The organism is Klebsiella sp. CN_Kp088 (genome assembly GCF_040064335.1).
In the GTDB taxonomy this organism is placed as follows: Bacteria; Pseudomonadota; Gammaproteobacteria; order Enterobacterales; family Enterobacteriaceae; genus Klebsiella; species Klebsiella aerogenes.
In genome coordinates this window covers 205479-220478 of the sequence record NZ_JBEAIQ010000021.1, presented here as the reverse complement: position 1 = coordinate 220478, position 15000 = coordinate 205479, and the positions used below count along the sequence as shown (strand labels likewise).

Sequence of the window (15000 nt, the reverse complement as noted above, 5' to 3'; positions counted from 1 at the left end):
ACCAGTGAGTCATCTATCCTTAAAAAATACAGCATTATATAAAATGCTTGCCTCAATATGGCGTAATAAAAACCTTATATATCAAATGACCCGCCGAGATATCAGCGGGCGATATAAAGGTTCAGTGATGGGATTGTTTTGGTCGTTTATTAACCCAATATTTATGCTTGCAGTGTATACCATTGTTTTTTCGGTTGTTTTTAAAGCGAAATGGGGTGCTGGAGCCGTTAATGAACCAAAGACCCAGTTTGCAGTTATTCTTTTCGTGGGGATGATTACTCACGGATTCTTTGCTGAAACGCTGATGCGAGCTCCGGGCCTCATCATCCAGCATGCAAACTATGTTAAGAAAGTTGTGTTCCCTCTTGAAATTTTACCTGTTGTGACATTACTTTCAGTACTTTTCCATAGTTTTATTAGTTTCTGTGTGTTACTTATCGCGTTCATAACATTTAATGGTTTTCTTCATTGGACCATAATATTTGCACCTTTAGTGTTTTTGCCCTTGGTTATTCTGACATTGGGGCTGGCTTGGTTGCTATCATCTCTTGGCGTTTATATCAGAGACATCGGCCAATCAATCGGTATTATTATGACAGTGGTCATGTTTCTCTCGCCAGTATTTTACCCGTTATCAGCGCTTCCTAAATCATTCCAGCATATTGTTTTGCTGAATCCTCTTACCTTCATCATTGAGCAAGCACGAACAGTTATTATTTGGGGCGGGCTTCCTAATTTTGCTGGCTTGGCGGTATACACCCTCATTTCAGTTATCATAATGGTGCTGAGCTATATCTGGTTCCAGAAAACACGGAAGGGTTTTGCTGATGTCATCTAATGATTATGCAATTGAAGTAGATAATATTAGTAAATGCTATCAAGTTTATGACAATCCACTTCGACGTTTAAAAGATTTTATTGTACCTAAAATTGATCAGCGACTTGGTCGCGTTGCGCGCGTTTACCATGATGAGTTCTGGGCCCTCCAGGATATCTCCTTCAAATTGCCACGTGGTCAGACTATTGGCATTGTTGGGAAAAATGGTTCAGGAAAATCAACACTACTGCAAATCCTTGCTGGAACGTTGACGCCAACTTCTGGTGAGGTCAGGGTTAATGGACGGGTTGCTGCATTACTGGAGTTGGGGGCTGGTTTCAATAATGATTTTAGTGGCCGTGAAAACGTCTATCTTAATGCTTCGTTACTTGGTCTGACGAAGGCTGAGGTCGATAATCGACTGGATGACATTCTGGCTTTTGCAGATATTGGGCACTTTATTGATTCCCCGGTTCGCTCTTACTCGAGCGGGATGCTGGTAAGGCTGGCATTTGCAGTTCAGGCTCAGATTAACCCCGAAATATTAATTGTTGATGAAGCTTTGGCTGTGGGTGATGCAAAATTCCAGGCGAAATGCTTTGCTCGCCTGAAACAGTTAAAGGCCAATGGAACCTCTATATTGTTTGTGTCACATGCGACGGAACAGATTGTGACTCATTGTGATAGTGCAATATTGCTTAACGATGGCGAGTTAATGCTGCAGGATTCCCCAAGGGTTGTGGTGAATCACTATCTTGATCTGCTCTTTGGAAAGTCACCAAAAGAGAATGCGGAAAAAGCGTCACTTTCTGATTCCATTGATCAAGCAGCAAAAGGCGAACAAGAGCGTCTTGATCGTGAAATGGCCTCTGAGCAACAACCCCTGTCTGAGAATGCAACACCCGCCTGGCAATATGGCGATGCTGGTTTTGACCAACGAGCAAATTATAATAGTGCTGAGTATCGTTGGGGTGATCGTGCCGCTGAGATTGTTGACTATCATTTCGTTCAAAATGCTGAAGAGTACCCGACTATTTGCCGAAATGATCAACTTCTCCAGTTTAAATTTAGAATCAAATTCAACCAACTGATTATCAGGCCGATCTTTGGGTTTGCAATCAAAACCAAAGAAGGTGTGACTATTTATAATACCAATACTGAATATCAAGGTATTCAATTTGTCGATGATAACACATCAAAGGATGAGTATATTATTGCCATCGAATTCCCAGGAATACTGAGCCAAGGGGACTATTTTATTTCTGTAGGTATTGCAAGTAGCGATATTGAAGGCAATATCATACCTCATGACCGTCGTTATGATTCAATTCATTTAGCCGTAGAACCCACACCAGGATTTATTGGTCTGGTTGATCTTGGTGTTAAAATGAAGTGTTCATCAATTTAATTCAGTTGTTAAATAATTCAGCAAGCATAATCGGAATAAGAAAATACACCGTCCGATTTAAATTTTGCATAGGTCGAGTATATGTTTCATCTTGAAAAAAATGGTTATAAATTTCTGGCACAGCATGGAATTTGGTCCCGAGCCGATTACCAGGATATTTCATATAGTGATGGCGATTACGAAGAACAACGATTAGCCAAGATCATCGCATCTGCGAAAGATATATCCATATTTTCCTCTGAGCTACGTAATCAATGTATTGACTGGCAGACGCTTTATCATCTGAGTTCCCAGCGAGGCAATATTTTACGCCCGTTCCAGGATAAGCTGAGAGGTAAAGTACTGGAGATCGGCGCCGGGTGTGGCGCAATTACCCGTTTTCTTGGCGAAAATGGTGGGCAAATTCTTGCGCTTGAAGGCAGTCAGCGCCGAGCTGCGATTGCGTCCAGCCGTACCCGCGATCTGGATAATATTACGGTTCTCGCTGAACGTTTTGATGATTTTCAAACCGATGAAAAATTCGACGCTATCACCCTGATCGGCGTACTTGAATATGCCAGCATGTTCAGCTCAGCTGAGCATGCTGCAAATGCCATGCTTGAGAAAATCAGAGGTTTTTTAAAACCTGATGGTTTTCTTTTTATTGCTATTGAGAACCAACTTGGTCTCAAATACTTTGCTGGTGCGCCGGAAGATCATCTGGCAAAACCGATGTACGGTGTTGAAGGGCGATATAAGTCTGGCGAACCAGAGACTTATGGCAAAGTTGCCATCGAGCAACTGCTGAAAGGAAGTGGCTATCATGCCGTCGAGTTTATGGCGCCTTTCCCAGATTATAAAATGCCGACCTCGATCATCACTGAGCGTGGATGTAAACTTAGTGAGTTTGATGCAGGCGCTTTTGCCTGGCAAACCGTTGCCGCCGACCCACAATTGCCGGCTATGCTGAATTTTTCATTGACCGACGCCTGGCCGGTTATCTTTAGAAATAACCTTGGCATGGATCTGGCCAACTCGTTTTTGATTGCTGCAACCGTTGCTGATTATCCGGCAACTGATGCCAACATCTTAGCGTATCATTACAGTACACAACGAAAACCTGCATATGTTAAAGAGACTATTTTCTCTTCAGACAATGCTGCCGTAAATATTCATTATGAAAAACTTGCTGAGTCGACAGAAACCGAGCAGGGCAACTATATCTGTAGAATAGTAGATAAACCTGTCTACCATAATGGTTTTCCGTTCAGTTTTAAGTTTGTGACATTATTCACCTCACCTGAATGGCGTATAGCGCAGGTTGTTACTTTGCTACGTGAATACCTTGCGCATTTGCAGTTATTGCTTGCAGGCAAAGGACATTCAACTGACCTCCATCAGACCATTCCAGGTGAGTTTATTGATGCGTTGCCGCAGAATATCATTATAGATAACAGTGGGCAGCCTCATCTATTTGATTGTGAATGGGCAGCACCTAAGCCAATTGAGACAACGTATCTTTTATTCAGAACGCTCAATATCCTCTTACGGCAAAGTGCCCGGGTAATGCTACCGGCTGAAAATCCAGAAATAACCCGCCAGGAGTTTATTCTTCAGGTTATTAGGGAATGTGGTTTCACGCTTAATGAATCAGAACTGAATGCTTTTAATGAACAAGAAATTATTTTCCAGCAGCAAGTTACAGGCTTAAGTAAGTCATATCTTGACGTCTGGCACCCTGATGCACCCTTGAGTAGTGGAGCGTCCTCATTTTCCTCTGAAGGTCGTCTTTATTACCGCAATGGTGAGCAGGAATTTACCCAGTTGCAAAGCTCGTCTTTTAATCTCAAATTCGGTCAGACGGTCTCACATTCACTAGATGTATCGGTTAACCCAAATGAAAAGCACTATCTGAGACTGGATCCTTCGGAAACCAGCGGTTGGATATTGATTGAAAACCTGCAGGTGAAAGATCGAGAGGGTCATGTCCAGTGGTCCCTGAAAGATGGCACTGCCAGCTATGTGGATCTCTGTGAGGTATGCGCGTTAGAGCAGGGTGTGCTGTATTATTCCAACTCTAACGATCCGCAAATATTGATACCACAAGTGTTTATTGGTCAGCAGATAACGGTTAATGTTAGTCTCCAGATGGCCGCACCTGATGTTGTTGCTCAAGCCCTGGCGGAAAGAATCCGCAGTCATGCTCTAACCGAAAGTGAACTGAGTCAGTTACAGCAGGCTCAGCAAAAATTAACGGCAGAGTTGCTCGAGTTAAAAGCAAAAGTTGATTCACAGAACGCGCAGCTGGCCAACTATGTTGGGCATATTCAGGTTTTGAATAGTATCATCAATGATTTCAGAGAGTCCACTAGCTGGAAAGTCTCAAAACCTCTCCGTATTGCGGGTGGGGTGAATCTCAAGCTTAAAAAAGCGAATCGACTGATTACGGGACTGATTCAGAAGCATGGAATGAAAGCTGTCGCGCAGAAAGGTATGTATTATATTCGCCAGGAAGGGGTTTCTGGGATTATTGCTCGCCTGAAACAGCAGCGCAGTATCAGTGTATTGCAAGAAAACTTGAATCTTAATACCGTACCTGCCGCCTCGATTTCATACGATAACAAAACCGGTTATCAGCTGAAACCTGGTCGTTCAGGGTACTGCTATGTTGAACCTGCACGGCCTGTCGACCTCGCTGAGCGCATTGCAGCGATCGAAAGTAAGCCTTTCTTCTCTATTGTAATACCTGTTTATAATACCCCTTTGGATCTGCTCGACGGATTGTTGAAATCAATCACCTCGCAATGGTATCCGCATTGGGAATTAATTCTTGCCGATGATTGCAGCCCGGATCCTCAACTTCAGCAAGCATTAAAAAATATTTCACACCCGCAGATTAGAATTATCCATGCAGAATCTAATTTACGGATTTCAGGTGCGACTAATCTTGGTATCAAAGCAGCAAAAGGGGATTTCATCGTATTTGCTGACCATGACGACGAGCTTACGGTCGACTGCTTGTATGAAATGGCTCTGTGTATCGAGCAGCAGCAACCTGATTTCATTTACAGTGATGAAGATAAGCTTACCGAAGACGGGGACTATACCCAGCCGCACTTCAAACCCGATTGGTCACCTGACACCATGATGAGTACGATGTTTACTTGTCATGCGTCATGTGTGCGCCGCAGCCTGTTGGAAAAAACCGGTCTGTTACGTTCCGAATTTGATGGCTGCCAGGACTGGGACTTCGTTTTGCGAGTTGCTGAACATACTAACCGTATTAGCCATATTGATAAGATCCTTTATCACTGGCGAATCATTCCGGCTTCAGTAGCATCAGATATTGCTGCTAAGCCCTATGTTCTCGAAGCTTCGCGGCAAGTGCGAGTCGATGCGTTAAAACGCCGTGGATTACAAGGGACCGTCGAGCCTGTGACTGAGGTCCCAGGGTATTTCCGTGTCAATTATCATCTGACGGGTACCCCGCTGATTTCTATCATTATTCCTACCCGTGATAATGCGGAAGTTCTACGTCGTTGTATTGATTCCCTTATCGAGAAGACGAAATATGAGCATTATGAAGTTATCATCGTTGATAACGGTTCGGTGGCGGAAACCACGCTGGCTTACTTCTCTGAGCTAACGTCTGTTTCGCGTGTGAAGGTAATACATCATGATATCCCGTTTAACTTCTCAGAATTGAATAACATAGGGGTTGCGGCATCGTCAGGCGATATTCTACTGTTCCTTAACGATGATACTGAAGTGCTGATGGATGACTGGCTGGAGCGAATGGCGGGATATGCGCAACTTCCACATATTGGCGCCGTCGGTGCAAAATTGTTATATCCAGGCACTCAGCAAATTCAGCATGCTGGTGTGCTGAACCTGCAGTGTGGCCCGGTACATGCCTTCTTGCGCCATGATAGCAATAGCCCGGGTTACTTTATGCGTAACCTTCTGGAATATAACTGGCTGGCGGTAACCGGAGCCTGTCTGATGATCGAACGAGAAAAATATCAGAAGATTGGCGGATTTGATGAATCTTTCCCTATTGCTTATAACGACGTGGATTTATGTTTTACATTGTCCCAAAATGGCTTCTATAACGTCGTATGCCAGGCGGTAACACTTTATCACTACGAATCGATTAGCCGCGGTTTAGACCTCGTCGACCCTGTTAAACAAGAGCGTCTATTTAGTGAGTTACGTCGTTTGTATGAGAAGCATCCTAATTTCTATCAGTATGATCCTTTCTACAATGTCAATTTAGCTCCGAATGGAATTAACTTTGATTTAACAGCTTAAGTCGCTTCTGGATTTTAGATTTGGAGTAAAAGATGGACGAACTTTCGAAGGGCCAGCTTCTTTGTGAACCTAAACTGGCTAAAATGATTGATGTGGCTGAGGTTGTTTCATTCGATTTTTTTGATACGTTATATCTGCGCCCGCTTTCAGACCCGGAAGATGCATTCACCCTTTTAGGTGAAAAACTGAATATTGAGAACTTCAAGGCCAAACGCCAACAAGCACAGGCAGATGCTTTTGGCGTTATGGTTCGGGAAGGGCGTAAAGAAATAACCCTTGATAATATTTATAGTTGTTTCCCAGATTGTCAGTACACGAAAGACGCGCTGATGCAGGCAGAGTATGAGCTGGAACTACAGCTTATCGAGCCTAACTATGAGTTGTTCCCGCTGTTTGAGCAGTTGCTTGCAGCTGGCAAGCGCGTTGTTATCATCTCGGATATGTATTTTTCCGCGCGATTCTTCGATCAGGCTCTGGCAAAACAGCAAATTAATGGCGTGGCTGTTTTTTCATCCGCAGATGAAAATGCAACCAAGCGTGACAGCGGTGAGTTGTTCACTCTTGTCAGTGAAAAGTTAGGGGTACCACCAGCTAAGATTCTGCACATTGGTGATAGTGAAATTGGTGATTTTAAACGCCCGGCGGAGAAAGGGCTGATGAGTTACCACTATATTGCTAGTCGTTTTCGTGAGAAGAAGAAAAATGTCAGTCTGAGCACTTCATTGGCTGAAGGCTTGCTGCGCATGGAGGCCCGTGAGATAGATTATGGTTCGTATGAAGAGCTGGGCTTTTTAACCGGTGGGCCTGCCAGCGTTGGTTTTCTTGAGTGGATTAAAGCAAAATCACAAGCTGACGGTATCGATCATATTCTGTTTTTCGCTCGCGACGGTTATGTTCTGACCAATGTTGCGAAGCAGCAGATGCAGTCGGAGTTACCACCGTTTAATTATTTTTATGGTTCCCGTACCACCTTTACTCTGGCGGCAATCACAGACAGTAATTTCAGTGCTTATATTCCTTTTCTGATCTCTGGATGTGATGGGCTGGCCCCGTGTGAGGTACTTGAAAGGATTGGGGTGAAGGTTCCGGCGCGAGATATCATGAAAGCCTTTGGTCTCGGTGACGATATAGTGATAACCCCGGCAGTGCATGATAAATTGGTTGAGTTTTTGTACGCTTGGCGTTGGGAAATTTTAAAGGTGTGCCAGCGTAATCGTCGCGCGTTATTCCAGTATCTGAGACAAGTTGGAATCAAAAGCCACCAAAAAATTGCCGTAGTGGATGTCGGGTGGAGTGGTACGACCCAAGAAGCTTTCAGCCAGGCAATAAGTACATTTATGAAAGTGGATATTTATGGTTATTACTTCTGCCTCGCTGATACTCAGGAACGGTTACATCGACAAAATACGATGAATATGGCGGCACTTTTTGATAGTTCAAATAGTAGTCCTGATTTGGTTGGGAAGATATACAGTGCCAGAGTCGCGGTGGAATTTTTCTTTTCTGCACCTCATGCTTCTATTATCGGATTATTACCGGGAGAACCGGTAACTCCTATAGAAGATCCTGGACGCGGTGCGGATCAAAGTCTCTCCGAATCTGTAAACGCATTGTGTCGCGGTAGTGAGCATTTTGCTCAAGTTTTCTATCCCGCTCGTCAGCGCCTCGGTTTATCATTAAGTCCGCAAATGCTAGCAATGCCTATGATTGAGTTAGCGAGTACAGAAAACTGGGATAAGTATTCGTTAATAACCTGCCTTAAAAACTTTGATGCGTGGGGAAGTTCACGAAATAAGCAACTGGTTGCCACCGACTATTTGTGATTTCATGCGAAATGTTTTTGTATGATTAAAAAAGGTCATATTAAATAAATATACCCTATGGGCTGAGGGAGTCCCAGAAATATCATTAATATACTATGATGATGTTTCGATAAGCCCTTGCCATATCTGCGTACACCCTGTCGGGGTTGATCTCCGACAGGAGTCCCGGTGACTGCTGGATGACATCATGGCGCGGGTCATCAGATCCACTAACGACGCCGGATATATGGCAGCAAACCGCATCGAATCAGTACTTGCATTACCCGGGGCGTCCATATATGGCACAGTAAATTTGGCCACCTGATTAAAGGTGATATTCTCGCCTCAACACAAAACAGGTGACTTAATGAACAAGAAAACTAAGCGTACTATTATTCAATATCTGGTGAGAGATCTTAGATAGAAAATCCTGATTTTGTTTTGAGGCGACAAACAAAATCAGGAATACTGATGATGAGATTAATCAAGGTTTATCTGACAACTACTTTTTAGATAACGTCAGTTTAACCCTGCCTGAATCATCATTTATGCCGGCTACGCAGGTTCTTTACCACCTCCGTCAAATTCAGCCCCTGGTCCTGCAACAGCACCAGCAGGTGATACATCAGGTCTGACGCCTCATTCTTCAGTTCAAACTTGTCATTTACCGTCGCGGCCAGCGCGGTCTCCACGCCTTCTTCTCCCACTTTCTGCGCAATACGTTTGGTGCCGCTGGCATACAGTTTCGCAGTGTATGAGCTCTCCGGGTCGGCATGTTTGCGCTCGGCCAGCAGTTGTTCCAGTTGATAGAGGAACAACCACTGGTGTCCGGTCTCCCCAAAGCAGCTTGACGTCCCTTTGTGGCAGGTCGGGCCTGTCGGGTTGACCAATACTAGCAAGGTATCGTTATCGCAATCCGGGGTGATGCTGACCACATTAAGAAAGTTGCCGGAGGTTTCACCCTTTGTCCACAGGCGCTGTTTGGTGCGCGAGTAGAAGGTCACTTTGCCGCTTTCTTGCGTTTTCGCCAGCGCGTCCTCATTCATATATCCCAGCATTAACACTTCGCCAGATTCAGCGTGCTGTATGATGGCCGGCATCATGCCGTCGGTTTTTTGCCAATCCAGCTGTTCACTCAACATACCCTGATCTCCACGCCCTGGGCTGCCAGGAACGTTTTTAATTCGCCAATATTAATAATCTGTTTATGGAACACGGAAGCGGCGAGGGCGCCGTCGACGTTGGCGTCGCGGAAGGCCTCAAGGAAGTGCTCCATGGTTCCGGCGCCGCCGGAGGCAATCAACGGAACGTTACACACTTCACGGACCTTTCTGAGCTGTTCCAGATCATAACCGTTGCGCACACCGTCCTGGTTCATCATGTTGAGGACGATTTCTCCCGCTCCGCGCTTTTGTACTTCCTGCACCCAATCCAGCGTCTCCCATTGGGTGACGCGAGTCCGGCTCTCATCGCCGGTGTACTGATTAACGTGATATTTACCGGTTTGTTCATCAAACCAGGTATCGATACCTACCACGATGCACTGCACGCCAAAGCGATCGGCGAGACGGGTGATTAACGTCGGATCCGCAAGCGCAGGCGAGTTAATTGAAATTTTGTCGGCGCCGAAGGAGAGGATCTGCGCTGCGTCTTCCAGAGATTTAATCCCGCCCGCGACGCAGAATGGAATATCAATCACTTCCGCCACGCGCGAAACCCAACTTTTATCGACTACCCGGCCATCGCTGGAGGCGGTGATATCGTAGAACACCAGTTCATCCGCGCCTTCATCGGCATAGCGTTTTGCCAGCGGCACAATATCACCGATAATTTCGTGATTGCGGAACTGTACGCCTTTCACTACCTGGCCGTCGCGGACGTCAAGGCAGGGGATTATCCGTTTTGCCAGCATTGGATAGCCTCCGTTACGTTGAATTTACCTTCCAGCAGCGCGCGGCCGACGATCACGCCGCGAACGCCGGTTCCGCGCAGCGCGGCGATATCGTTGAGACCGCCGATCCCGCCGGAAGACTGGAACGCCACCTGCGGATAACGCGCGCAGACTTCTTCATACAGTGAGACGTTGGAACCCGCGAGAGTGCCATCGCGGGAGATATCGGTACACAGCACATGTTGCAAGCCGACCGGCAGATAGCTTTCCACCAGCTCTTCCAGAGTGACGCCAGAGTTTTCCTGCCAGCCGCTCACCGCCACCTGTTTATTGCCATCGGCATCAATGCGGACGTCCAGCGCCAGTACCAGATGTTCGGGGCCAAAGCGTTTAAACCAGGCTTTGACCACCTCCGGCGATTTTACCGCCGTTGAACCGACCACCACGCGCGCCACGCCGGCGTCAAGCAGTGCGGCAACGTCTTCTTCTGTACGTACGCCGCCGCCGACCTGTACCGGTACCGTAACGCCGGCGACTAAGGTCTTAAGCAGCGGAATCTGGCGTTTTGCCGGATCTTTTGCTCCGGTCAGATCGACCAGGTGCAATACTTCCGCGCCCTGGTCTGCATAGGATTGCAGGCGTGGTAACGGATCGTTGCCATAGTCGCGTTGCTGGCCGTAGTCGCCCTGATGCAGGCGCACCACGGTACCGTCAATTAAATCTAAAGCTGGAATGATCATTACATCTCCAGGAAATTTTTCAGCAGCTGCGCACCGGCGCTACCTGAGCGCTCAGGGTGGAACTGTACGCCAAAGAAGTTATCTTTCTGTACCGCCGCGGTGAAGGCCTCGCCGTAGTTGCATTGCGCGATAGTGTACGGATTGACCGGCATGGCGTAGCTATGGACGAAATAGAAATAAGCGCCTTCTTCAATGCCGCGGAACAGGCGATCGCCGGCTTTGGCATACACCCGGTTCCATCCCATATGCGGCAGCGGCAGTCCGTGATCGGTCATTTTCGGCACCTCTTCATCAATAATGCCCAGCAGCTCGACGCCGTTTGTCTCTTCGCTGCGGCTCCCGAGTAACTGCATGCCAAGACAGATCCCCAGCACCGGCTGGGTACAGGCTTTAATCAAGTCAATGAGTTCGCGTTCGCGCAGCTGATCCATCGCAGCCTGCGCGGTGCCGACGCCGGGCAGAAAAAGTTTATCGGCGCGTAGAACAACATCCGGCTCGCGGCTGACCACTGGCTCATAGCCGTGGCGGCTCACCGCAGATTTCACCGAGTTGAGGTTGGCGCACCCGGTATCGAGGATCACCACGTTCATCACAATACCCCTTTTGAAGATGGCAACGTGTCGCCCTGGACCCGAATGGCCTGGCGCAGCGTACGACCGAAGGCTTTGAACAGGCTCTCGACGCGGTGATGATCGTTTTTACCTTTGGTTTTCAGGTGCAGCGTCACCGCCATGGTATAGGAGAGCGAGCGGAAGAAGTGTTCGACCATCTCGGTGCTCAGGTCGCCAACGCGCTGATAGGTGAAGTCAGCTTTATATTCGAGGTGCGGACGGCCAGAGATATCCAGCGCGCAGCGCGCCAGGCACTCATCCATCGGCAGCACAAAGCCAAAGCGGTTAATGCCGCGCTTATCACCTAGCGCCAGCTTCAACGCTTCGCCTAACGCCAGGCCGGTATCTTCTACGGTGTGGTGATCGTCGATGTAAAGATCGCCGCCGACGTTAATTTCCAGGCGAAAGCCGCCGTGGGTGGCGATCTGATCGAGCATGTGATCGAAGAAACCAACGCCGGTGTGGATCTTACTGCCGCCTTCACGGTCCAGCCAGACTTTAACGTCAACCTGGGTCTCTTTGGTGATGCGCTCAACGTGAGCATAGCGGTCGCGACGGGTCAGCTGTTCGCAGATGGTCGGCCAGTTCAGCGTTTCACTGTTATAGCGCAGGCCGGTGATACCCATGTTATCCGCCAACTCGATATCGGTGGCGCGGTCGCCGATGACGTAACTGTGGGCTTTATCCATCACGCCGTCTTCCAGCCACGGCAATACCATCTGGGTCTTCGGCTTGCGGCAGTCACAGTTATCACCAGGCATGTGCGGGCAGATCAGGACGGATTCAAAGTTAACGCCCTGCGAGGAGAAGACCTGCATCATCAGGTTGTGCGGGCCGTCGAATTCCTCCTGCGGCAGGCTTTCGGTACCAAGGCCGTCCTGGTTGGTGATCATCACCAGCTTGTAACCTTCCTGCTGCAGCTTAAGCAGCGCCGGGATCACCTGCGGCTCGAAGGCCAGTTTTTCAAACCGGTCTACCTGAAAATCAACCGGCGGTTCAGAGATAAGCGTACCGTCACGGTCAATAAAGAGAAACTTCTGGGTCATACATTCTCCGCAGTCAAAGCGTCAATCACGCGCTGGCTCTCTGCACGGGTACCGATAGTGATACGCAAACAGCCGCTTAATGAGGGTTGTTTATTTTGGTCACGTAAGATAATGCCCTGATCCCACAAAGATTTAAACACCGCGCTGGAGGCGGTTATCCGCGCCAGCAGGTAGTTGGTCTCGGAATCGAACACCTGTTCGACGCAGGCGATCTCGCGCAGCGCATCGACCAGGTATGCGCGTTCATCCAGGATCTGCGCCACGCGTGCGCGCATAGCGGCAATGCCTGCCGGGCTTAATGCCTGGGCGGCGATATCGGCGACCGGCGTCGAGAGCGGATAAGGTGCGATGACTTTTAGCAGTACATTAATTACCTCTGCGTTAGCCAGCGTAAAACCGCAGCGCAACCCCGCCAGCGCAAAGGCTTTCGATAAGGTGCGCAGGATAACCAGGTGCGGGTATTCATTTAGCCAACCAGCGAGCGACGCCTGCGGGCAGAACTCAATATAGGCTTCATCCGCTACCACGATAGCTTTACCGCGCGTCATTTCCAGCAGGGCGCGGAAATCTTGCGGATTGATTATCTGTCCGGTTGGATTATTCGGGCTGCAGACAAAGACCACTTTCACGCCGGTGAGATTGGCCTCGATACCTGGCAAATCGAGCTGCCAGTCGACGAGCGTCGGCACCGTGCGGCACTCAACGCCGATGGTTTCGGCGCTGACGCTGTACATGCCGTAGGTAGGCGGGCAATAAAGGACCGCGTCCTCGCCGGGTTCGCAAAAAGCGCGGATCAATAACTCGATACCTTCGTCAGCCCCGCGGCTCACCAGTACCTGCTCTGGTTTTACGCCGGCATATTGCGCGTAGTTTTCGATAACCGCTTTCGGCTGTGGTTCCGGATAGCGGTTTAACGTCTGTTCGGTCAACTGGAATTCCACGGCCGTGGGGAATTCGTTGGCGTTCAACCACACGTCGCCTTTTCCCCCAAGACGGCGGGCGGATTGATACGGCGTCAGCGCGCGGATATTGGCGCGGGCTAAGTCTTCAATGCTCATGCTTGCTCCTTAAGGGCGGCTACGCGTAGCGTCACGGCGTTTTTGTGGGCGGTCAGCAGTTCGGCTGCGGCCAGGATCTCGATAGTCGGGGCGAGGGAGGCGAAGCCTTCACGCGTCAGCTCCTGTACGGTCATGCGCTTTTGGAAATCCGCCAGACCGAGGCTGGAACAGGTGGCAGTGTAGCCGTAGGTCGGCAGCACGTGGTTGGTGCCGGAGGCGTAATCACCTGCCGATTCTGGCGACCAGTCGCCGAGGAATACCGAACCAGCGCTGGTAATGCCGTCAACCAGTTCACGGGCGTTGCGGGTCTGGATAATCAGGTGCTCCGGTCCGTACTGATTTGAGATCTCTACACATTGCGCGAGATCGCGAGCGACAATAATACGGCTGGCGGAAAGCGCTTCACGTGCGGTTTCAGCACGCGGCAGGGCAGCCAACTGACGTTCAACCGCTGCGGCGACCCGGGAGCCCATGTCGGCGTCGGGGGTCAGCAGGATAACCTGGGAATCCGGGCCATGTTCCGCCTGGGAGAGTAAATCGGAGGCGACGAAATCTGGCGTTGCGCCGCCGTCGGCAATCACCAGAACCTCCGACGGGCCGGCAGGCATATCGATAGCCGCGCCGTCGAGGCGCTGGCTGACCTGGCGCTTGGCCTCGGTGACGAAGGCGTTGCCAGGGCCAAAGATTTTAGCGACTTTCGCCACCGATTCGGTGCCGAAGGCCATTGCCGCGATAGCCTGCGCGCCGCCGACGTTAAAGATATTACGCACGCCGCACAGCTGCGCCGCATAAAGAATTTCATCGGCAATCGGCGGCGGAGAGCACAGCACCACTTCCTGACAGCCGGCAATGCGCGCTGGCGTTGCCAGCATCAGCACCGTTGAAAACAGCGGCGCCGAGCCGCCCGGAATATATAAGCCGACAGAGGCGATAGGGCGGGTAAGCTGCTGGCAGCGTACGCCGGGCTGGGTTTCAACATCGACAACCTGCAACCGCTGCGCGTTGTGAAAGGTCTCGATATTGTTGACCGCTACCGCCATCGCTTGTTTGAGTTCGCCGCTGAGGCGCGCGCCGGCAGCGGCAATTTCTTCGTCAGATACTTTGAGCGCCGTGACGGTGGTTTTATCGAATTTGGCGCTATATTCGCGTAAAGCGGCATCGCCATTCTCTTTAACGTTAGCGAGGATCCCGGCTACCGTTTTGCTGATGCTCTCGGAAGCTGAAATCGCCGGGCGCATTAAGAGTTGTTGCTGTTGTGCGGCGCTGCAGCTATTCCAGTCGATAATGGTATTGAAGCTCATGGTCATTTCCCCTGTTTGTCCCGTATGCGGATAGCT

11 protein-coding genes are annotated in these 15000 nt (G+C 49.2%); 4 read left to right on the top strand and 7 right to left on the bottom strand.

Annotated features, from left to right (window positions below; translation table 11 throughout):
• The first annotated feature begins 43 nt into the window (after positions 1 to 43).
• The 4 genes from ABLV08_RS11725 to ABLV08_RS11710 all read left to right on the top strand — a co-directional run bounded on the left by ABLV08_RS11725 (position 44) and on the right by ABLV08_RS11710 (position 8338).
• Positions 44 to 838: an ABC transporter permease gene (locus ABLV08_RS11725; RefSeq protein ID WP_206435281.1), complete on the top strand. Its 795-nt coding sequence runs from the start codon at positions 44 to 46 to the stop codon at positions 836 to 838.
• Positions 828 to 2225 (top strand): ABC transporter ATP-binding protein, encoded by a 1398-nt coding sequence (locus tag ABLV08_RS11720; RefSeq protein ID WP_045389232.1) that lies wholly within the window; start codon positions 828 to 830, stop codon positions 2223 to 2225. Before ABLV08_RS11725 ends, ABLV08_RS11720 begins: the two co-directional genes overlap by 11 nt.
• Positions 2226 to 2306: 81 nt before the next feature.
• Positions 2307 to 6515 carry a glycosyltransferase gene (locus tag ABLV08_RS11715; RefSeq protein WP_053040961.1) on the top strand — a complete coding sequence of 1403 codons (4209 nt, stop codon included), beginning with the start codon at positions 2307 to 2309 and terminating at the stop codon, positions 6513 to 6515.
• 32 nt (positions 6516 to 6547) lie between these two features.
• The gene (locus tag ABLV08_RS11710) at positions 6548 to 8338 is read left to right on the top strand and encodes an HAD family hydrolase (protein WP_045389235.1); all 1791 of its coding nucleotides are present in this window, start codon (positions 6548 to 6550) and stop codon (positions 8336 to 8338) included.
• 521 nt (positions 8339 to 8859) lie between these two features.
• On the opposite strand, the gene hisIE is transcribed toward ABLV08_RS11710, so the two are convergent.
• The 7 genes from hisIE to hisD are packed head-to-tail and all read right to left on the bottom strand — an operon-like array spanning position 8860 to position 14964.
• On the bottom strand, positions 8860 to 9459 hold the full coding sequence (gene hisIE / locus ABLV08_RS11705; protein ID WP_048229017.1) for a bifunctional phosphoribosyl-AMP cyclohydrolase/phosphoribosyl-ATP diphosphatase HisIE: 600 nt from the start codon (positions 9457 to 9459) through the stop codon (positions 8860 to 8862).
• Positions 9453 to 10229 (bottom strand): imidazole glycerol phosphate synthase subunit HisF, encoded by a 777-nt coding sequence (gene hisF / locus ABLV08_RS11700; RefSeq protein WP_015706032.1) that lies wholly within the window; start codon positions 10227 to 10229, stop codon positions 9453 to 9455. The genes hisIE and hisF overlap by 7 nt, the downstream gene beginning before the upstream one ends.
• Positions 10211 to 10948, bottom strand: a complete 738-nt coding sequence (gene hisA, locus ABLV08_RS11695) for a 1-(5-phosphoribosyl)-5-[(5-phosphoribosylamino)methylideneamino]imidazole-4-carboxamide isomerase (RefSeq protein ID WP_015365819.1) — start codon at positions 10946 to 10948, stop codon at positions 10211 to 10213. Before hisA ends, hisF begins: the two co-directional genes overlap by 19 nt.
• Positions 10948 to 11538 carry an imidazole glycerol phosphate synthase subunit HisH gene (hisH, locus tag ABLV08_RS11690; RefSeq protein ID WP_015365820.1) on the bottom strand — a complete coding sequence of 197 codons (591 nt, stop codon included), beginning with the start codon at positions 11536 to 11538 and terminating at the stop codon, positions 10948 to 10950. Before hisH ends, hisA begins: the two co-directional genes overlap by 1 nt.
• On the bottom strand, positions 11538 to 12605 hold the full coding sequence (hisB, locus tag ABLV08_RS11685) for a bifunctional histidinol-phosphatase/imidazoleglycerol-phosphate dehydratase HisB (protein ID WP_047045727.1): 1068 nt from the start codon (positions 12603 to 12605) through the stop codon (positions 11538 to 11540). Before hisB ends, hisH begins: the two co-directional genes overlap by 1 nt.
• Complete coding sequence (gene hisC, locus ABLV08_RS11680; RefSeq protein WP_348855875.1) at positions 12602 to 13663, bottom strand: histidinol-phosphate transaminase; 1062 nt, start codon at positions 13661 to 13663, stop codon at positions 12602 to 12604. Before hisC ends, hisB begins: the two co-directional genes overlap by 4 nt.
• Positions 13660 to 14964, bottom strand: coding sequence for a histidinol dehydrogenase (gene hisD, locus ABLV08_RS11675; RefSeq protein WP_047063890.1), 1305 nt, complete (start codon positions 14962 to 14964; stop codon positions 13660 to 13662). Before hisD ends, hisC begins: the two co-directional genes overlap by 4 nt.
• Positions 14965 to 15000 lie beyond the last annotated feature (36 nt).